At 69.0% G+C, this 20,211-nt stretch carries 20 protein-coding genes; 2 read left to right on the top strand and 18 right to left on the bottom strand.

Going from position 1 to position 20,211, the window contains the following annotated elements:
- Positions 1–7: 7 nt before the first annotated feature.
- From D7316_RS22665 to D7316_RS22630, 8 genes are all read right to left on the bottom strand, one after another.
- A complete protein-coding gene (locus tag D7316_RS22665; protein WP_124710271.1) occupies positions 8–436 on the bottom strand; it encodes a hypothetical protein in 429 nt (142 codons plus the stop codon).
- Positions 423–1,148, bottom strand: a complete 726-nt coding sequence (locus D7316_RS22660) for a hypothetical protein (protein WP_124710270.1) — start codon at positions 1,146–1,148, stop codon at positions 423–425. The genes D7316_RS22665 and D7316_RS22660 overlap by 14 nt, the downstream gene beginning before the upstream one ends.
- A gap of 66 nt (positions 1,149–1,214) precedes the next feature.
- On the bottom strand, positions 1,215–2,192 hold the full coding sequence (gene hemB, locus D7316_RS22655) for a porphobilinogen synthase (protein WP_124710269.1): 978 nt from the start codon (positions 2,190–2,192) through the stop codon (positions 1,215–1,217).
- Positions 2,193–2,253: 61 nt separating this feature from the next.
- Positions 2,254–3,954, bottom strand: a complete 1,701-nt coding sequence (locus D7316_RS22650; protein WP_124710268.1) for a bifunctional uroporphyrinogen-III C-methyltransferase/uroporphyrinogen-III synthase — start codon at positions 3,952–3,954, stop codon at positions 2,254–2,256.
- A gap of 111 nt (positions 3,955–4,065) precedes the next feature.
- Positions 4,066–5,022, bottom strand: coding sequence for a hydroxymethylbilane synthase (gene hemC, locus D7316_RS22645; protein ID WP_124710267.1), 957 nt, complete (start codon positions 5,020–5,022; stop codon positions 4,066–4,068).
- On the bottom strand, positions 5,019–6,425 hold the full coding sequence (locus tag D7316_RS22640) for a glutamyl-tRNA reductase (RefSeq protein ID WP_232017031.1): 1,407 nt from the start codon (positions 6,423–6,425) through the stop codon (positions 5,019–5,021). The genes hemC and D7316_RS22640 overlap by 4 nt, the downstream gene beginning before the upstream one ends.
- Positions 6,422–7,255, bottom strand: coding sequence for a redox-sensing transcriptional repressor Rex (locus tag D7316_RS22635; protein WP_232017030.1), 834 nt, complete (start codon positions 7,253–7,255; stop codon positions 6,422–6,424). Before D7316_RS22635 ends, D7316_RS22640 begins: the two co-directional genes overlap by 4 nt.
- Positions 7,256–7,353: 98 nt before the next feature.
- Positions 7,354–7,638 (bottom strand): glutaredoxin family protein, encoded by a 285-nt coding sequence (locus D7316_RS22630; protein WP_124710265.1) that lies wholly within the window; start codon positions 7,636–7,638, stop codon positions 7,354–7,356.
- Between the two features lie 152 nt (positions 7,639–7,790).
- On the opposite strand from D7316_RS22630, the gene D7316_RS22625 reads away from it, so the two are divergent.
- A complete protein-coding gene (locus tag D7316_RS22625; RefSeq protein ID WP_408610041.1) occupies positions 7,791–8,963 on the top strand; it encodes an HAD family hydrolase in 1,173 nt (390 codons plus the stop codon).
- Positions 8,964–9,011: 48 nt separating this feature from the next.
- Here the strand turns inward: D7316_RS22625 and D7316_RS22620 are convergent, their stop codons facing one another.
- From D7316_RS22620 to D7316_RS22575, 10 genes are all read right to left on the bottom strand, one after another.
- Entirely contained in the window at positions 9,012–10,175 is a 1,164-nt protein-coding gene (locus D7316_RS22620; protein WP_124710264.1) for a zinc-binding dehydrogenase, read from the bottom strand.
- A 70-nt stretch (positions 10,176–10,245) separates the two neighbouring features.
- Positions 10,246–11,442, bottom strand: a complete 1,197-nt coding sequence (locus tag D7316_RS22615) for a lysophospholipid acyltransferase family protein (protein ID WP_197718290.1) — start codon at positions 11,440–11,442, stop codon at positions 10,246–10,248.
- Between the two features lie 173 nt (positions 11,443–11,615).
- Complete coding sequence (locus D7316_RS22610; protein ID WP_124710263.1) at positions 11,616–12,671, bottom strand: NAD-dependent epimerase/dehydratase family protein; 1,056 nt, start codon at positions 12,669–12,671, stop codon at positions 11,616–11,618.
- A 119-nt stretch (positions 12,672–12,790) separates the two neighbouring features.
- A complete protein-coding gene (locus D7316_RS22605) occupies positions 12,791–12,892 on the bottom strand; it encodes a 30S ribosomal protein bS22 (protein ID WP_003402602.1) in 102 nt (33 codons plus the stop codon).
- 237 nt (positions 12,893–13,129) lie between these two features.
- Entirely contained in the window at positions 13,130–13,363 is a 234-nt protein-coding gene (locus D7316_RS22600; RefSeq protein ID WP_124710262.1) for a helix-turn-helix domain-containing protein, read from the bottom strand.
- A 188-nt stretch (positions 13,364–13,551) separates the two neighbouring features.
- A complete protein-coding gene (gene proC / locus D7316_RS22595; RefSeq protein WP_124710261.1) occupies positions 13,552–14,421 on the bottom strand; it encodes a pyrroline-5-carboxylate reductase in 870 nt (289 codons plus the stop codon).
- A gap of 61 nt (positions 14,422–14,482) precedes the next feature.
- Positions 14,483–15,346 (bottom strand): thioesterase family protein, encoded by an 864-nt coding sequence (locus D7316_RS22590; RefSeq protein ID WP_124710260.1) that lies wholly within the window; start codon positions 15,344–15,346, stop codon positions 14,483–14,485.
- Positions 15,347–15,389: 43 nt separating this feature from the next.
- Positions 15,390–16,316: a sugar phosphate isomerase/epimerase family protein gene (locus D7316_RS22585; protein WP_124710259.1), complete on the bottom strand. Its 927-nt coding sequence runs from the start codon at positions 16,314–16,316 to the stop codon at positions 15,390–15,392.
- An 8-nt stretch (positions 16,317–16,324) separates the two neighbouring features.
- Positions 16,325–18,079, bottom strand: coding sequence for a hypothetical protein (locus D7316_RS22580; protein WP_124710258.1), 1,755 nt, complete (start codon positions 18,077–18,079; stop codon positions 16,325–16,327).
- Between the two features lie 97 nt (positions 18,080–18,176).
- Entirely contained in the window at positions 18,177–19,214 is a 1,038-nt protein-coding gene (locus D7316_RS22575) for a Ppx/GppA phosphatase family protein (protein WP_124710257.1), read from the bottom strand.
- 168 nt (positions 19,215–19,382) lie between these two features.
- On the opposite strand from D7316_RS22575, the gene D7316_RS22570 reads away from it, so the two are divergent.
- Positions 19,383–20,210, top strand: coding sequence for a hypothetical protein (locus D7316_RS22570; RefSeq protein WP_124710256.1), 828 nt, complete (start codon positions 19,383–19,385; stop codon positions 20,208–20,210).
- The last annotated feature ends 1 nt before the right edge of the window (position 20,211 follow it).

Here is a 20,211-nt window from a genome sequence, read left to right as displayed (position 1 = left end):
CGCGACCTCACTTCTTCTTCGTCGACTTCTTCGACTTGTCCGGTTGACCCGGCGAGTACCACGCGTCCGCATCGGGTCGGTACGCCAGCAGCGATCCGAACAGCCCGACGATCGCCGCCAGGAGCGCGAGCGCCAGGATCGGGATCCCGAAGCTGACCACCAGCAACATGATCACCACGACGAGCGTGAGGGCCGCGAGCGAGGAACGCCAGCGGACGTCGCCGACAAAGGCCTTGCTGCCGAGGATGATGTAGCCGACCCCGATGACGGCGATGATGAATCCGACCCCGACCGGGAGCAGCGTCGGGCCGGATGTGGTGAACCCGAGCACGATGAAGAGCACACCCAGGGCTGCGAGGAGGCCGCCGGACACTGTCCAGCACCGGTAGGCCCACACGACCTGCTTCGGCCGCTGAGCGGGATCAGGACTCACCACGTGATTCGTTTCCTTCGTTCGGACGGTTGGGCGACGCCGGGCCGTGGGGCGGGTATCCGGGATGTTGATTCTGTCCGTCACCATACGTCCACGGCTGCCCCGCACTCTGGTGATATCCAGGACCGGGTTGTCCCTGACCGTTGTGCCCCTGACCGTTGTGCCACGGCGGGGATCCGGGTGGCGGACCGGTCGGGTACTGCGGAGGACGTCGTCGGTGCTCGGCCATCTCGCGACAGTACTTCTCGCTCTCCCGTCGGAGCAGCAGCACGGATGCGCCGATGGCGGCCACCCCGCTGATCACCATCGGGATCATCGCCCAGCGCGGCTCGACGTCACCGAACAAGGTGAACACCAGGTTGACCGCGATGAAGACACCCATCGCGGCGACGACGATGCGCGCCCAGTTGTAGCCGTTGCGGGTGAGCAGCACCAAGCCGGCGGAGATCGCGGTCAGCGCGACCGCGAAGATCGAGAGCACCACGATGAGCGTGCCGCCGGAGTTCAGCATGTCGACCTGCTGTTGCGGGGTGTCGGCCGGCAGTGTGCGGACCTGGCGTTCCCATGCGTCGCGCAGCGACGGGTACTGGCCGATGAAGGCGACGATCTGACCGAGGATCACCACCACCCAGAGTTCGGTTGCGATGGTGACGGCGTCGGGTCGCGCAGGTCGGGTGCCCGGTTCGGCCGGCGCCGGATGGATCGGTGCGGTCATGGGTCCAGCCTAGTGAATCGCCGAGCGGGTCCGGTCCCCCGCCGAGGGACAGGGAACGACAGTGGTCTAGGCCAACCGGCCGGCGACCTCGGCTGCCCAGTACGTGAGGATGATGGACGCGCCCGCACGTTTGATCGAGGTGAGCGACTCGAGGATGGCCGCGTCGCGGTCGATCCAGCCTCGTTCGGCGGCCGCCGTGATCATCGAGTACTCGCCGCTGATCTGGTACGCGGCCACCGGGACGTCGGCGATCTCGGCGGCGTCGCGGACGATGTCGAGGTAGCTCATCGCCGGCTTGACCATGACGAGGTCGGCGCCCTCCTCGATGTCGAGACGGATCTCGCGCAGCGCCTCGATCCGATTCGACGCATCCTGCTGGTACGTGCGCCGGTCCCCCTGTAGCGACGACCCGACGGCCTCACGGAACGGCCCGTAGAACGCCGACGCGTACTTGGCGGCGTAGGCCAGGATGCCGGTGTCGGTGAAGCCCTCCGCGTCGAGCCCTGCGCGGATCGCAGCCACCTGGCCGTCCATCATTCCGCTCGGTCCCAAGAGGTGCGCGCCCGCGCGTGCCTGCGCCAGCGACATCGACACATATCGCTCGAGGGTCTCGTCGTTGTCGACCCGGCCGCGGCTGTCGATGACGCCGCAGTGGCCGTGGTCGGTGAACTCGTCGAGGCAGGTGTCGGCCATCAGGACCGTCGAGTCGCCGAGATCGTCGGCGAGCGCACGCAACGCGCGGTTGAGGATGCCGTCATCGGCGTCGGCGCCCGAGCCGACCGCGTCCTTGTCGGCCGGGGCCGGGACGCCGAACAGCATCAGGCCGCCGACCCCCGCGCGCACCGCCTCGTCGGCGGCCTTCCGCAGGGAGTCGAGGGTGTGCTGGACGACGCCGGGCATCGACGAGATGTCGCGCGGTGCGTCGATCCCGTCGGCGACGAACATCGGCAACACCAGGTCCGGTGGCGTGACGACGGTCTCGGCCACCAGGCGCCGCAACGCCGGAGTGGACCGCAGTCGACGGGGACGGATCACCGGTGCCATGGACGCATTCTCCTTTGCTTGCGAGCCCTACGAGACGCTTCGCTCCTCAGGGAACGGACGCCTACGACCGCGAGCGACGCGACTTCTTGCGCGGCGGCGGCAACGCACCCTCGGCACGCAGCCGGGCGGCGTGCTCGGCCAGCGCATCCACCAGGTCGGACACCGATGCGCTCTCCGGCTGCACGTCCACGCGCAGCCCGAATTCCGTTGCGGTCTCGGCAGTCTTGGGACCGATGCACGCAACGATGGTGCGCGCGTGCGGCTTTCCGGCGATGCCGACCAGGTTGCGCACGGTGGAGCTCGAGGTGAAGCAGACGGCGTCGAAGCCACCGGTCTTGATCATCTCGCGCGTCTCGGCCGGCGGCGGCGCGGCCCGGACGGTGCGGTAGGCGGTGACGTCGTCGATCTCCCACCCGCGCTCACGCAGTCCCTCGGACAGCGTCTCCGTGGCGATGTCGGCCCGCGGCAACAGGATTCGATTGACCGGGTCGAACACGTCGTCGTACGGCGGGAAGTCGTCGAGCAGGCCCAGCGAGCTCTGCTCCCCCGACGGGATCAGTTCCGGCTGGATGCCGAAGGTCCGGACCTTCTCCGCGGTGGCCTCGCCGACACAGGCGATCTTGACGCCCGAGAAGGCGCGCGCGTCGAGACCGAACTCGGCGAACTTCTCCCACACGGCACGCACCGCGTTGGTGGAGGTGAAGACCACCCACTGGTACCGGCCGTCCACCAAACCCTTGACGGCCCTTTCCATCTGGGCCGGGCTCCGCGGCGGCTCGACGGCGATCGTCGGCACCTCCTTGGGGATGGCGCCGTGCGACTGCAGTCGCTCGCTCATGTCGCCGGCCTGGTCCTTGGTACGCGGCACCAGCACGGTCCAGCCGTAGAGGGCGCGCGACTCCCACCAGGAGAGCTTGCCGCGATGGCCGACGACCTTGCCGATGGTCAGGATCAGCGGACCGACGAGCGCATTGCCCTGCTCGTTGAGCGACGCCAGCGTCGCCTCGATGGTGCGCTGCGCGCAGGTGGTGCCGTTGACGGTGATGGCGACCGGCGTCTGCGGGGCCATGCCGTGCTCGGTCAGCGCACTGGCCGTCTCGGCCAGATGACCGGCGGTGGCGTGCAGCACGAGCGGTCCCGGTGCGGCCGCCAGTGCTGCCCAGTCCACGCCCTCGGCGCGGACGTCGGCCTCGGTGTGGGTGGAGCCGAGCGGCATGCCGGCGTAGCTGGGCACCACCGATGCGGCGGGCAGACCCGGCAGGACCTCGAACTGGACCGACGAGCGCGCGACCGCGTTGACCTCGGCGAGAACGGAGTCGGTGGTCAGCGGATCTCCGGAGACCACGCGAACCACGTCGTCGCCCGCCTTCGCGGCGGCGACGAGGGTCTTGGCGACCTCGGCGGGATCACCGAGCGCCGGATGGACCACCGAGGTCTCGTCGGACTGTTCGCCCTCGACGTCGGCGGGCTGATCGGCGGCCGTCGTCGCGTCGGCGCTCGGATCACCTGAGGTGGGATCGGCGCTCGCAACAGCCTTGGCGGCCGGTTTGGCGGGTGTGGTCGACCGCGACGACTTCTCCACCTCGACACGCATCGCGGCGCCGATCATGGACACCACGGTCGCCGGCACATCGGGATCGATGTAGGCGGTGGTGGCCTTCTCGATGACATTGCGGGCTCGCACGGTCAGCAAGTCGGGGTCGCCTGGCCCCGACCCGACGAACAGGATCCGCCCCGGATTGACCTTCTTCGTACGGCTCATGAGTTCGCACTCTCCTGCCCCTGTCGGAGCTGCAGTTCCTTCTGCTGCCGGAGTTGCGGGTGAGTGGGCCCGTTGTCGACGACCCGCTCACCGTGGACGCCTGAGGCGCCGCTAGGCTTGCGAACCGCGGTCGACGAGCTCGCCCGCTCCCAACTCCAGCAGTTCGGCGGCGAGATTCTTACCGAGCTGTTCCGCACGATCGACCGGTCCCACCACCGAAGCCCGGATCACATCCGATCCGTCCTCGGCTGCCACCGCTGCACGCAGCGACAGCTCGGCGAAGATCCGCCCGTCGTCGTCGATCGACTCGACCACCTCGGCGATCGCTCCGACCGGGGCGGTGCACCCGGCTTCGAGAGCCGCGAGCACCGATCGCTCGGCGTCGATCGCCACACGTGTGGACGCGTCGTCCAACTCGGCGAGTATTCTCACCAGTTCGGCATCGTCGGAGCGGCACTCCACGGCCAAGGCGCCCTGTGCCGGTGCCGGTAGTAACACCACCGGGTCGAATGCCTCGGTGACCGCATCGGCTCTGCCGATACGTACCAGACCGGCCCTGGCGACCACGACTGCGTCGAGTTCACCGCTGGCGACTTTGCCCAACCGAGAATCAAGGTTGCCTCGTAGGGGGCGGATTTCCAAACCGAGACCCAATGCTCTAAGCTGTGCCGCCCGTCGGGGTGCGGAGGTGCCGACCGTCGACCCCGGGGGCAGCTCTCCGAGGACCATCCCATCCCGGCTGACCAGGGCATCTCGGGGATCCTCGCGGGGCGGGACGGCGGCGATGATGAGTCCCGGATCGGGTGCGGTCGGCAGGTCCTTGTACGAGTGGATCGCGACGTCGATCTCGTCGTTGTGCAACGCGACGCGGATGGCGGTGGTGAACACCCCGACGCCGATCTCGGCGACCGGGGCCTGCGATGCGTCGCCCGCGGTCTTGATGATGACCAGCTCGGCCGGATGCCCGGTGGCGATCAAAGCGTCGGCGACGGTCTGCGCCTGGGTGGTGGCCAGCAACGAACCCCGGGTACCGATCCGGATGACGCTGCTGTCGCTGCCCGCGCTCACTGCTCGGGCCGGCTGGGGTCGGCGGCGCCGGGAGCGAAGCGAGCGGGCCGATCTTCACCGCCGAAACCGGGGGCTTCGGGCGCGGACACCGATTCCGCGGCGCCCGGCTTGAGCTCGAACAGTTCGCGCAGCGCCTCGGCGTAGTGGTCGCCGTTCGGCGTGGAGGCGAGCTGCTTGACCCGAACCGTCGGAGCGTGCAGGAGCTTGTCGACGACGCGGCGCACCGTCTTGGCGACCTCGTCGCGCTGCGGGTCGTCGAGTCCAGGGAGCCGGGTCTCGAGTCGCAGGATCTCCGCCTCGACGACGTCGGCGGCGCGCTGACGCAGCGCGGCGACGGTCGGGGTGACCTCGGCCTGACGCTGATGGGTCAGGTAGTCGGCGAGTTCCGCGGCGACGATGGACCGCGCGGCACTGGTGTCGTTCTCCGCCGCCTGGGTCTCGGAGTCCCCACGCAGGCCCTCGATGTCGACTACGTGCACGCCGGGCAAGCGGGCCGCGGCGGGATCGACGTTGCGGGGCAGGCCGAGATCGCAGATGACGAGCGGACGGCCACTGGCGCGGGCGGCGAGCGCGGAGTGGACCTCCCCGACGCTGACCACCGAGCCTACCGACCCGGTGCAGGTGACGACGACGTCGGCGGCGGCCATCACCGCGGGCAGCTCGTCGAGACCGACACCCCGGACGGCGATCCCGTGATTGGCGGCGACGTTGCCTGCGAGGTGTTCGGCGTTGGCCACGGTGCGGTTGACGACGACGAGGTCACGCACGCCCTCCCGCGCGAGCTGAGCGGTCGCGAGGCCGCCCATCGCGCCGGCACCGACCACCACTGCCGACCGGAGTCCGGCGGACTCGCCTGCGGGCGTCGAGCCCCGCAGCACGGCCTGCGCACGGTGCAGGGCGACCGAGACCACCGACGCACCCGCACGGTCGATCCCGGTCTCCGTGTGGACGCGCTTGCCGACGCGCAGCGCCTGCTGTGCCAGCTCGTGCAACACCCGCCCGGTCGACTGGTTGGCGTCGGCGTTCAAGTAGGCGTTGCGGATCTGCCCGAGGATCTGCTGCTCACCGACGACCAGCGAATCGAGGCCCGCGGCAACGGTGAACAGATGCTCGACTGCGGCCTCGGAGTAGCGGACGTACGCGTGACGCGTCATCTCGTTGACGGTCATCCCGGAGTGGTCGCCGAGTACGGCACCGACGGCCTCGAGGGCGGGGTGGAATGCGTCGACGACGGCGTAGATCTCCACGCGGTTGCACGTGGACACCAGCATCGCCTCGGAGATGGCCCGCGACGACAGCAGCTCGTCGACGAGCTTGGGCCGATCGTGGTCGGAGACCGCCAACCGCTCGAGCACCTCGACGGGCGCGCTGCGGTGCGAGACCCCGAACAACAAAACACTCACGCCGTCACCGTTTCCTCACCCGTGGCGGACCCCATCCGATCCAGCCCGGTCGCGCCCATCGCGGATTTACTGTTCAGCCCCCGTGTGCCCGTCGCCCGACCGGCAGAAGCCGATCCGGCACGCGAACGCGAGGCGTTGAACGCCAACACCTGTAGCTCCAAGGCTAGATCAACCTGCCGCACGGCGACATCGGAGTCCGTCCGCAATGTCATCTGAGTGACGTTCAGCAACTGCCGAACGCCCACCCCGACGAATGCGTCGCACGCGGCCTGCGCGTCGGCGTCGGCGGTCGCGACCACCCCGATCTCGATCGGCTCGACGTCTCGACCAGCGCAGACGTCGGCGATCGCGGTCAGCGGCGCCACCGTGGGACCGCCCGGTTCGAGGATCGTGCCGACCACCGCGGGGTCGGCGTCGAACATCGCCGCGACGCGGAAGCCGCGGCCGTGGCCCGCGTGGGCGAGCAGCGCCTGCCCGAGCCGTCCTGCGCCCGCGAGGGCGACGGTGTGCACGCTGTCGGTGTGCAGGGCCAGTGAGATGCGTGCGGTGAGGCGCCCGACGTCGTAGCCGACGCCACGGACCCCGTTGGCGCCGACGTGGGACAGATCCTTGCGCAGGATGGCCGAATTGACCCCGGCGGCGGTGGCCAGCTGGACGCTCGAGGCGATCAGCACACCGCGCTCGCTGAAGGAGCGCAAAACGTGCAGATAGGTGGCCAGGCGGGTGACCGCGGGCTCGGGGATGTCGTGCTCGGCCGGGGGTGGCTGCGCGGTGTCGTCGTCGGCCGGCTGCGACGGGTTGCTGTCGGACGCTGACGCACTGCCGCTCACGCTCTGGTCACCTTCTCCCGGCCGCCTGCGGGCGCCATCCGCCGCCCCGATGGACATCCCCCATACCAGACCTCAGCGTATACGGCCCGATAACGTGTTCACCCTCGGCCCGCCGCATCCTCGGTCGAGCCTCGTCGCGCCGCCAGGTCCGCCCGCAGGCGCGGCTCGTCGACCTCCCAGTAGCTGTGTTCCTCGCCGTCGAGCAGCACCACCGGCAGCCGGTCACCGAACTCGGCACGCAACATCGGGTCGCCGTCGGCGGCCGCACGGTCCACGTCGACCTCGTCGAACCCGACGCCCAGATCGGCACCGATGCGGTCCAACTCGGCTCGTGCGGTGGCGCACGCGGAGCACCCGGTGCGGGTCAGCAGGGTCAACGTCACGGTGGCCTCCGTCGGTCTCTCGGCGTGTGGCGACGAGTCGGTCACCGATCAGTGTGTCACCCCTCGCAATCCACCCCGACTACGCTGGACCGTGGCTACTGTGGAGTTCCGTTACGACGTGGGCGGATACGGCGACAGCATGGAGGTGGGCGGTGGGCGAGGCCCCGGGTCCCGACGACGAGGACCGGACCGAGCCTGTCGATGGCATCGTCGACGACGACACCATCGATTCCTCCGCGGACACCCCGGAGGACGCCCCGGTCGACTGGGAGAACTGGGAGCACCAGGCCGACACCATCGATCCGGCCGGTGCGAGCGGTGACGACGACGACGTCGAGGACGCCCTCGACAGCGACTCCGAGGACCAGGACGACGACGCCTCACGGGTCGCCACCTGGATCACCGAGCGCGCCCGCGCGACCAGTGGCCGATTCCGCCAGACGGCCCACGAGTTGCGTCAGGCGCTCGCGGGCGAGGCGAGCGCACGCGTCGCGGTCGACACCCTGCGCGCCCGCCCGCCGGCGGACGAGGAGCCCAGCCAGGCGCCCCGCGACCTGACCGCCGCGGCGTTCTTCGACGTCGACAACACGCTGGTCCAGGGTGCGTCGATCATCCATTTCGCGCGCGGTCTGGCCGCCCACAAGTACTTCACCTACGGCGACATCCTGGACTTCGCGTGGACGCAGGCGAAGTTCCAGATCACCGGCAAGGAGAACCCCGACGACGTCGCCGAGGGCCGGGAGAAGGCGCTCTCCTTCATCGCCGGACGGCAGACCTCGGAACTGATCCAGCTCGGCGAAGAGATCTACGACGAGTACATCGCCGACAAGATCTGGCCCGGCACAAGGGCTTTGGCGCAGCGCCACCTCGACGCCGGGCAGCAGGTATGGCTGGTCACCGCCACGCCGGTGGAACTCGCGCAGACCATCGCAGAACGCCTGGGACTCACCGGGGCCCTGGGCACCGTCGCGGAGAGTGTGGACGGGGTCTTCACCGGTCGGCTCGTCGGCGACATCCTGCACGGGCCCGGCAAGGCCCACGCGGTCCGCGCGCTGGCGATCCGCGAGGGCCTCAACCTCAAGCGCTGCACCGCATATTCGGATTCGCACAACGACGTGCCGATGCTGTCGCTGGTCGGTACCGCCGTCGCGATCAACCCGGACGCCGACCTGCGCGATGTCGCGAAGGTCCGCGGCTGGGAGATGTACGACTTCCGCACCGCCCGCAAGGCCGCCAAGTACGGCGCCACGACCGCGCTCGTGCTGGGTGCTGCGGGCGCGGGCGCAGCGGGAGCGACCCGCGCGTTCCGGCATCGCCGGGGCTGAAGGTCGTCGGGGTGGTGCCGGTCGGATCGGTCGCCGTCGCCGGACGGGTCAGAGATCCACGACGTCCGACGTCGGGTCGATCAGCACCTTCGCGTGGTGTTCGGCGGTGCCGAGCGCGTCGAACGCGGCGGACACACCGCCGAGCCCGATCGTCGCGGTGATCAGCGGACCCGGGTCCACCTTCCCGTCGGCGATCATGTGCAGCGTGTCGCGGAATTCGCCTGGGTCGTAAGCGAACACGAACCGCAGATCGATCTCCTTGTTGATCGCCATGGCGGGGCGGAAACTGTCCGGTTGCATGCACACCCCGACCACCACGACCCGTGAGCGGAACGGCGCGTGCGACACGATGTCCTCGATGATGCCGGGCACGCCGACGCATTCGAACACCACCGGGCCCTGGGGTGTCGCGCCGACACGCTCGGCCGCCCGCATCACCCGCGCCCAGGGCAGGCCCGGGATCCGCTGCAGGTCGTGCATCGCGGAGAACGCGGTGTCGAAGAGGTCGGACGCGTCGGTCAGGTAGCCACGACGCTGGGTGCAGGCCTCCCACGGCGAGTCGGTGGTCGGGTCGACGACGATGTCCGCGCCGCATCGCCGCGCCAGATCGCGACGGCCCGCCGACAGGTCACTGGCCACCACGGACCGCACCCCGGCGGCCTTCAACATCAGGATCACTGCGAGGCCGATGGGACCGCATCCGATCACCACCGCGACGTCGCGTCGTCCGACCTCACCGCGTCGGACCGCATGATGGGCCACCGCCATGGGCTCGGTCAGTGCCGCGAGATCCGCGGACACGCCATCGGGCACCGGCATCGTCAGATCCTCGGCGACGAGCATGAGATCGGCATACGCGCCCGGGGCATGTGCCGACAGTCCGGTCAGGTGGGCGTCGTCGCCGTGTTTGATCATCGGCACCGCGACCACCGAGGTGCCCGGTGTCCAGCGCCTGCGGCAACCCGGGCCGTAGGAGACGACGTCGCCGGTGAACTCGTGGCCCATCACCACCGACTGCGAGGACCGCATGAACGCGTCGTAACCGACCTCGTCGGCGACGTCGGCGCTCGCATCGCCGTGGGTGCGTGCATGGAGGTCGGAGCCACAGATCCCGGCGCGGATGACACGGATCAGTACCTGTCCGTGCCCGGGCGTGGGCGTCGGGAGGTCGACGAGCGAGAGCTCACCGTTGTGACATGCCACAGCCTTCATCTACGACCCCGCCCTTCGTCCACCCCGAGAGAGAACGCCGTCGGCCGGTCGTCGCGCAGCTGCCGGCCGATCAGCCGAAGTAGACGCTACCGCGACGGCTGAGCATCCGGAACAAGGTCTGCTGGATTTCCTCGCGGACATGATCGGTGAGGTCGAAGACCACCATCGGGTCGTCGGCGGATGCCTCGTCGTAGGACCCCGTCTCGATCGGACGCCCGAAATGGATGTGCCACTTGGACGGTAGCGGCACCACGCCCAGCGGCCCCAGCCAGGGAAACAGCGGGGTGACCGGGAAGTACGGCAACCCGAGGATCTTCGCCAGCGGCTTGAGGTCGGCCAGCATCGGGTAGATCTCCTCGGATCCGACAATGGAGACCGGGATGATCGGGGCGGCGTTGCGCAGCGCCGTGGTGACGAACCCGCCACGCCCGAAGCGCTGCAGTTTGTAGCGGTCCTTGTACAGCTTGCCGATGCCCTTGTAGCCCTCGGGCCACACCGCGGTCAGCTCACCCGCCCGCAGCAGTCGATCTGCGTCGTTGGTGCACGCGAGCGTTGCGCCGAAGCGGCGCGCGACCTCGCTGACGCCCGGCGTGTCAAACACCATGTCGGCGGCCAGAACTCGGAGATACCGATTGGTCGGGTGGTTGTCCCGCACAGCGACCGAGGTCATGATCGCGTCGACCGGGATGGTGCCGGCGTGGTTGGCGACGAGCAGCGCCCCGCCCTCGAGGGGAAGGTTTTCGATTCCGGTGACCTCAACCCGGAACCACTTCTCGTAGACCTGGCGAACGGCGGGCAACCAGACCGATTCGGTGAAGTGCGGGTCGAAGCCGAACTCGTCGACCTCGTACTCGCCGGTCATGCGCTCCCGGATGAAGCCGGCGGTCGCGGTCAGCGAGTCGGCGACCGCGCCCCGGATACCCGACAGGGAGAACAGCGGACTCGAGCGATTGGGTCCCAGGTGCTCGACGCCGAGCGTCTCCGCCGGCAACCGGACGTCGTCGGAGATCGGCGTGACGGCTGCGGGCGGACGGCCGAAACCGTCGGTGTTGGGATGTCCAGACTGCGCTTTTGATACCGAATTTCTTTGTGCAGCTGCGGATTTCGACGGTGCAACGCCGGTCTGCTGACTGGGGTGACGTCGGCGACCCTGCTCACGTGAGGAGCGTCGACCACCGGAGGCCTCAGCACCACCGGGCGTCGCGTAGAGCTGGATGACCTTCGCGGTACGTGCGTCGGTCGCGCCGCCACCTGCCAAGCTGCTCACCCCTGCGTCTGTTGATTGCGATCGACTCCGACATTCGCGCTGGCGATCAGCCACCATGCTACGCGTGATTCGGAGTGGGTCTGACGTCCAAGTCTAAACGTTGGATCCGCGTTGCGCTCAGTTGTGTGCGATCTCACGTACCGCCGTGCGCAGCACATTCACTGCAACGGATTTCATTGCAATTGATGCGCCGCGGCGACCACCCGACGTTCCAACGACCGCCACGAATCCGGCTCGACAACCGCGGTCGAGCCACCACGTTCGATGAAGTCGTCGAGTGTCTCGAGCGTCGAAAACCGTGGCGCGAAGCCGAGTTCCGACCGCATGCGCGTCGTGTCGAGCACTCGGCCGTAGGTGAGGTACTCGGTCTGACTCGAGCGCAGCTTCGCCGACCGCAGATCCTGGAAGACGCCGGTGATCGGCGCGAGCAGACTGCTCGGCACCGGCAACTCGATGTGCCCGATCCGACGGATGGCCTGCGTCAGCGTCACCACACCCTCGCCGGACACATTGAAGGTGCCGACCTTGCTGCCCAGTGTCACGTGCTCCATCGCCGCGAGCGCGTCCTCCTCGTGGAGGAACTGCAGTCGCGGCTGATAGCCGATCACCGTCGGCACGACCGGCAGCGCGAGATACGACCCCATCCGGGTGTTGATCCGCGGCCCCAGGATCGCCTGTGGCCGCACGATGGTCACCTCGATGTCCTGCCGTCGCCGGCCGAGCCCACGGACGTAGCCCTCGATGTCGAGGAGGTCGCGCCCGTACCCGCGTTTCGGTTCGCGCCGCGCCGGCGTCCCCTCGGAGAAATGCGACGGATCGTGCGCGCTCGCGCCGTAGACCATGGCCGTCGACCGTAGGATCAGTCGCTTCACCGAGGGACTGCGCTGGCAGGCCGCACACACCTGCATCGCGCCGACCACGTTGAACTCCTTGATCGCCGACGAGTGCGGCGCGGTCTCCATGATCGAGGTCGCCGCATGGACCACCGTGTCGACCTCGTAGCCGGCGATGGCCTTGGCGATCGCCGGTCGTCGGATGTCCAGGCGCAGGAACTCCGCACGCCCCATCCGGCGCATCAGATCCTTGCGAGGTACCCGCGAATCGACCGCGAGGACGCGTTCGATCGCCGGGTTGGCGGCCAGGCGGGCGACGAGATAGCCGCCGAGAAAGGTCGACGCCCCCGTGACCAGAACGGTCCGGGGCGTCGTGGGGGTGGCTTCGTCCGGCATGGTGCCAGGCTAGCGGGGTTCGCGGGACGCCGCTCGCCCCCTGCCTGCGCCGGATACACGAAGAACCCGCACACAGGCGGGTTCTTCACTGCGCCCCGGCAACCGGCCGAGAGCTCGGACTACTTGCCGAGCTTGCGACGCTGCACCCGGGTCCGCCGCAGCAACTTGCGGTGCTTCTTCTTCGACATGCGCTTGCGGCGCTTCTTGATAACTGAACCCATCGGGGTGCTTCCTCACAGTTGACGCGGTTACTCTGAAATTCTCTGGCGTGCCCCGCCGATGCATGACGCAACGCGTGGGCATCAGCACGCGAAGTCCCACATTACCGGTCGGTGATGGTCAGACGAAAATCCGGTCGGTCGAGACCGCCCAGGAAGAGCCGCAGAACCCACAACTCCCCCGGCCGAGACACCCGTGGAGGGCGACGACCGAGGGAGCGAGTATCGAACGCGGTGGCGTCAGCCGACGTCGAAGTACGAGGTCTCCAGGTAATCGTGCACGGCTTTCGCGTGCACCCGGAAAGAACGGCCGACGCGGACAGCAGGCAGTTCGCCGCTGTGCACGAGTCGGTAGACCGTCATCTTCGAGACGCGCATCAGCGCTGCGACTTCGGCGACCGTGAGGAACTGCGAGCCAGAGTTCGCATTGCTCACCGCGCCGGTCCTGTCACCAGGCTTATCTGCAGATGCCATGAATTACTCATACCTCCGGAGCACGCGTCGCGGCCGCCGGCTTCCCCTCCGGCGGACATCAGACACGCACGTGCTTAAAGGAGCTTAGCGTGGCTGATGTTAAAAAAGCGACGTGAGTTGTGTGAAAATTGCGCCGAAAGTGACATCGACCCCTACATCCTGGGGTTTTCTCTGGATTTGGCCCTAAATCATGGGGTGTCGGAGTCGCCTCGTGTCCCGCCGGAGCCCGTCAAACCCTCAACGTCGGGTCGAAGCCGACCCTTGGCGCTGACCATCGCGCATGCCCGGGTGGCCTGGTAGACGCCGTGTCGGAGGCCGTTGGCCTCGAACTCCCGGATCGCCGCCGCCGTCGTCCCGCCGGGCGACGTCACCGCAGCCCGCAGATCCACCGGCGACAGTCCCGATTCACTCATCAGCAGCCCGGCGCCCTTCACGGTCTGCACGGTCAGCTCGGTGGCCTGCATGCGCGTGAGACCGAGGGCAACGCCGGCATCGATCATCGCCTCGGCCATCAGGAAGATGTAGGCCGGCCCCGAGCCAGAGACCGCGGTGACCGCGTCCATCTGTTTCTCCGGGACCACAGCGACCCGGCCGACCGTCTCGAGAAGTGCCGTCACCGCGGCGAGTTGCTCGTCGCTGACATAGCGGCCCGCCGACACCGCCGACATCGCCTCGTTGACCAGCATCGGGGTGTTCGCCATGACCCGCACGACCGGGGAGCCCGCCTGCAGCGCGTTCTCGTAGCGCGAGATCGGCAGACCGGCGACCAGCGTGACCGTCACCCGCTCGGATTCCGCGTTGTCCTCGGCACCCGCCAGCTGCCGCAACACCGAGTCGACGTCGTCCGGCTTGATCGCCAGGAACACGTACTGGGCGCCCTCGGCCGCCGACGTCAGGTCCGTCACCAGTACGCCGTACTCGTCGGCGATCTCCTTGGCGCGGCTCGGTACCTTCTCGGCGACGACGAGATTCTTGGTCTGCTTACCGGACTGGATCAGACCGGCCAGCAGGGCCTCGCCGATCTTTCCGCCACCAACGATGGCGATGCGTTCGGTCACGGGTGATGCCTTCCTGATGTGCCTGTGTGGGTCATGCACGCTCTGGTCACGACAGTCGTCGTCACGAACGTTGCGGGATGAGCGCCAGCTGCCTCGACTGCGCGACGACGGTCCCGGTCGAGTCCACCACGAGATGATCCTCCTCGAACATCCCGGGCCCCACTTCGGTACTCGTCGCCGCGAACCGCAACCAGCCGGGAGCGGGATGGCGGCGAACGTAGGTGGTCAGCTGCACGGTCGGGGCCCAGCCGAACAGGGCGAGGTTCATCACGACCGGCGGCGAGATGTCGCAGACGAGGACCGCGAAGCCGGTGTCGGGGTGGGCACCGCCCTTCGGCCGGGCCCAGCCCCGGACCACCGGGTCGCCCTTCTCCCCGCGCGCGATGGGGAAGGTCTCCGCGTCGAGCACCAGGTCCAGGGCCGGACCGAGGTGGTTGACCTCGGAGATCGGCGAGTTGTCGAGGCCGATGCCGTCGGCGGGTGGGTCGGCCGGCGTGCCGTCGAGGACCGTCGGCGACGTGTGGTGCGGGGCGCCGGTGTCCGGGCGGGCGCAGGTGACCGACGAGGCCACCATCGTGCGACCGTTCTGCACGGCGTCCACGGTCATCACGGTGACCGTGCGACCGCGTTTGCGCACTGTCACCTCGAGATCGATCTCGGCGGCGTCGGGCGCGGCCAGGTAGTCACTGGAGATGGCGACGGGGATCTTGGCGGCCTCGTGATCGTCGGCGTCCGGCGCGACCGGCGACGCCAGCTCGACGAGCGCGCGTCGGGCGGCGTGTGCGACGACCATCTGCAGGCTGCCGCCGTGCACCTTGGGTCCGATGGTGAACACCGGATCGATCACGGCTCGATAGGTGATGCGATCGGCCCCCGGTCGGGACACCTCGGTGAGAACCAGGATCTCGGTCAACTTCTCGGTCATCGTTCCGCTTTTCGTCGCGCCGGACCTGGTTGCAGCACCGCGATCAGCCACGTTCTGATCGGACCCGCCCGGACTCGTCTGAAGGCAGCCCCCGATCGAGGTGCCGCCGGGCAAAATCTAGCGAACGTGCCAACAGCGCACTGCGTTCGGGTTTGGTGCGCGCCGAGCTGGTGGTGACCTCGAGCACAACCGCGCCGTCGAAGTCGCTGTCGGCGAGTCGGCGGCACACCTCGGCGCAGGGCTGGTTGCCGTCGCCGGGCATGAGATGTTCGTCGGTCGCGGCGCCGTCGCCGTCGGCCAGGTGGAGATGGGTGAGCGCCGAACCCATGCGGTCGAACATGGCCAGCGCATCGGCACCCGCGGTCGCGGTGTGCGACAGATCGAGGGTGTAGTGCGCGTAGCCGTCGTCGGTCGGGTCGATCGACTTCCCGAACGCCGACGCCGCCAGGCCCGGGCGCCCACCCCGATCGAGGAGCCGCCGCGCGGAACGTTCACCCGCACCGAAGAGGCGATCGGCGCGCATCGGGAACATGTTCTCCACTGCGATCGCGATCCCGCTGTCGTCCTCGAGTTCGGCGACCATGTCGTCGAAGCCCTCGACGTAGGCACGCTGCCACCGGAACGGCGGATGTACGACGACCGTCTCCGCGCCGAGGTCCTCGGCCGCCTGCACCGACCGCGCCAGCTTCACCAGCGGGTCCCGACCCCACACCCGCTGTGAGATCAGCAGGCACGGGGCGTGGATCGACAGCACCGGCACCTGATATCGCTCGGAGAGGTACTCGACGTGGCGGATGTCCTGGCTGACCGCCTCACCCCACACCATCAGCTCGACGCCGTCGAAACCGAGTTCGGCCGCATACGCGAACGCCGCCTCGGTGTTCTGCGGATAGACCGACGCCGTGGACAGCCCGATCGGGATGTCGCGGACCTCGGGGACCGCAGGCGGCGGAGGTGGGGGCTGTGTCACGGTCTCGCTCAGGTTGCCAGCAGCACCAGCGGGCCGATCGTGACGATCAGTCCGACGCCGAGCGCGAGCAGGGTGGTGGTGAGGTCCTTGGTCCGGCGGACCACGTGCGCAAACGTCACGATGCCGAAGATGACCAGCACGGCGAGAACCAGCGCGAAGTAGACGTTCCACTTCCACAGCTCGGTGAATCCCCAGAACAGTCCGACGCCGACGGCGAGGCCGGCCAGGGACTGCCCGATGATCAACAGCCACGCGACCGCCGGTGAGAACTCGCGGCCCGCATGGGCCTCGGCGGGTTCGCGTTCACCGCCGGTGAGTTCGGCCCGTACGGTCGCCGGATCGGTGGTGGTCTCGATCGGCTCGTCGTCGGCGTGATCGGCGGCCGGGACGGCCGCGGCGGCCACCGGCGCCGTGAAGACACCGACGGGTGACTCGACCGGCTCGGTCGAGGCGTCGACCGCGTCGTCGATCGGTTCGTGCTCGACCGGTTCATCGTCGATGTCGATCCGGTCGTCCACGTCATTCGTGTGGTCGACGATCTCGGCGGGACGCTCCGCGGGAATGGAGTCCGGTACGTCGGTGACCGGGTCGACCGTATCGGTGGGGTTCTCGTCGATCTCGACGATCTCGTCGTCGGCGGTCGGTGTCGGCCGGGCGGTCGGGGCGGGTTCCGGCACCGGCGCGGCGGTGAACGCGGCCGGGTTCGCGCCGTGTTCGCGGGCTCGGGCGGCCGCGGGCCGGGCCGAGCGGTCCGCCTTCTTCTTCCGCCACCCGAAGCGACTCTTCTTGGGTGCCGGCTCCTCTTCTTCGACGTCGGCGAAAGCGCGGTAGGCCTCGAAGTCGTCCATCACCTCGGCGAAGCCGGCGGGATCGTCCGAGCCGCCGGCGGGCGATGCCAGATCCACCACGTCGACGTCGTCCGCATCGACGACGACGAGACCCTCGGCCTGATCGTCGACGATCGGGATGATGCCGGTGACGGCGTTGGCGTTGTCCTCGTCGGCGCCCGACCCGCGCTTCGATGCCACCCCGCCCACGTCGGTCCGATCAGGCGCCAGGCGCCTCGCCACCGCATCCGAACTGAAGTCCCGGGTGGAGGGCTGGGCGTACCCCGGCATGCCGCTGGCAGTGGCACCTGCGGGCCATGACGGTCCGTCCTGGCCTCGGCCGGGCGCCGTGGAGCGGTCCGCGATGGGCCGGTCCTCCGCATAACGTCGGGCGACGGGATTCGCCGATCGCGGGAACGACGGGGTCTCAGGACGTCGGCCGGCAATCGGACCGCCGGCGGCCGGCGCGTTCTCGGCCGGGGCCTGGGCCGCTGTCGGAGTCGGTCCCGCTGCCGGAGTCGGTGTCGGTGCAGGGGCCGAGGTCGCAGTCGGTTCCGGCGCAGGAGTCGGGCGCCGGGGCGGGGTCGGTTGCGAGGCGGTGGTCGGTTGCGGCGCGGTCGTCGGTTGCGGCGCGGGCGCCTGCTTGGCCGCCGGCGTCCGACTCGGTGCCTCTGTCCGGTTCGGGACCTCTGTCGGGTTCGGGGCCTCCTCGGCGGGGATCGAGCGGACGCGCGGGATCTCGCCGGTCAGTTCGGAGACCGACACCGATCCCTCACGACCGACACGTCGCCGTCCGCGCCCTTCTCGCGTACCGCCGGTCGAGCCACCCGCTTCGCGGCTACGTGCCAACAACTCCGACACAGAGATCGGTCGCGAGTCGGCGGCATCCGGCCCGCTACCGGCGCCGCTGGATCCCGAATCCGGTTCCTCAGCCATGAAGTGCGCTCTCCGTCCTCGAGTTCAACCCGCCCCGCGCGGGACATGTGTATGCGTGTGTCCGGTGGCGCCGGCGATCCCCGATCGCGTGCACCGGTCATCCAACGCCGCGGCCCGCTCCCCCGGTTCCCGCGGCCCGGTTCCCGATGGCGCCGGTCCCGAGCTCCTCGGTTCCGATCGCCTCGGTTCCGATTCCCTCCGCAGTCCGCGCCGGTTCGGCATCGAGCCGTTGCAGGATGACCCCCTCGCGCAGCGCCCACGGACAGATCTCAAGTGTATCGACTGACAGCGCCCGCATGGCCGCCTCCGCGACGAGGGCTCCGGCGACCAGTTGACCTGCCCGGTCGGCGCTCACGCCCTCGAGCTCGGCACGGTCGTCGCGCGTCATCCGCGAGATGAAGGAGATGAGCTGCCGCAATCCGCTCGAGGTGAGCTCGCGCTTCACCCGAGGGCCGGCACTCGACGGCGCGGCACCGGTCAGCCGGGCCAGACTCCGGAAGGTCTTCGACGTCCCGACCGCGAGGTCGGGTGTGCCCGGCCCGAGCAGGTCCTTGGCCGCCGGGCGCAGCTCGGCGTCGAGCCAGTCACGCAGTACCGCGACCCGTCGACGGTCCGGGGGGTCGCCGGGCAGCCACTCGCGGGTGAGTCGTCCGGCGCCGAGCGGCAGCGACAGCGCGCAGTCCGGTTCCTCGTCCACGCCGTTCGACATCTCCAGCGAGCCGCCACCGATGTCGAGAGCCAGGATCCGTCCGGCGCTCCACCCGTACCACCGGCGCACCGCCAGCGAGGTCAGTCGCGCCTCGTCGCGGCCCGACAGCACCTGCACCTGCACGCCGGTCTTGCGGGCGACCTCGGCGAGCACCTCGTCGCTGTTGCGGGCGTCGCGCACCGCCGACGTCGCGAACGCCATGATCTGTTCGCAACCCGACGTCGACGCGATGTGGGTGAACTCGTCCACGGACTCGATCAGCTTGCCGGCCGCGCGGTCGGTGAGTCGCCCACGCTCGTCGATCTGCTCGGCGAGACGTAGGACGGATTTGGTGGAACTCATCGGGGTCGGGTGGCCACCGCGATGGGCATCGACCACCAGTAGGTGGACGGTGTTGCTGCCCACGTCGAGCACTCCTAGACGCACGTCCGCCAACCCTAGTGTGTCGTCGCCGACGCCACACCACAGACCCGGATCCAACCCGGATCGTCACGCTGCCGCGCAGGGGCACCGGGGGCACGGCGTGCGATCCGGCGTCGCGCGTCGCCGACGGTTACCGTGGACATCGTGGCCCGCACCGACGCTCCGACGCGCATGAGACCAGCGCCCGAGGTAGATCTCGACTTCCCTCGCGAATGGTACGAATTCGCCGACCCCGAGAACCCTGAACACGTCATCAACGCGGACATGACATGGCTGCTCTCGCATTGGACGTGTGTCTTCGGCACCCCGGCATGCCAGGGGATCATCGAGGGTCGCGAGGACGACGGCTGCTGCAGCCATGGCGCCTACCTGTCCGACAAGGACGACCGCAAGAAACTCGCCAAGGCGATGTCGATGCTGACCGAGGACGACTGGCAATTCCACAAGAAGGGTTCCGGCAAGGACCCACTCGGCCCGCGCGGCTACCTGGAGGAGGGCGACCTCGACGACGAGCCTGCCCTCAAGACCCGAAAGTACAAGGGCGCCTGCATCTTCTTGAATCGGCCGGGCTTCCACGGTGGCGCCGGTTGCGCACTGCACTCGATGGCCCTGCGTCGTGGGATCGAGCCGTTGACGGTCAAGCCCGAGGTCTGCTGGCAGCTCCCGATGCGACGGGAGGAGGACTGGGTGGAACGCCCCGACGGCACCGAGGTGCTGCGGACCACGCTCACCGAGTTCGATCGTCGCGGCTGGGGCGAGGGCGGACATGACCTCAAGTGGTACTGCTCGGGGTCACCCGACGCGCACGTCGGCGCCACCCAGGTGTGGGAGTCCTATCGACCCGAGCTGATCGAGCTGATCGGCGAGGCCGCCTATGACGTGCTGGCGGCGGCGTGCCGTCGCCGAAACGGATTGGGACTCATCGCCGTCCACCCGGCAACCGCCGCCGCGACGACGCGTCGCGAGACCGACATCAAGTACGAGTTGCTCGATGAGTGAG

It is taken from the genome of Gordonia insulae (genome assembly GCF_003855095.1).
Taxonomy (GTDB): Bacteria; Actinomycetota; Actinomycetes; order Mycobacteriales; family Mycobacteriaceae; genus Gordonia; species Gordonia insulae.
Note: the sequence above shows the minus strand (reverse complement) of the source record. Positions and strands in the feature narration are given on the sequence as shown.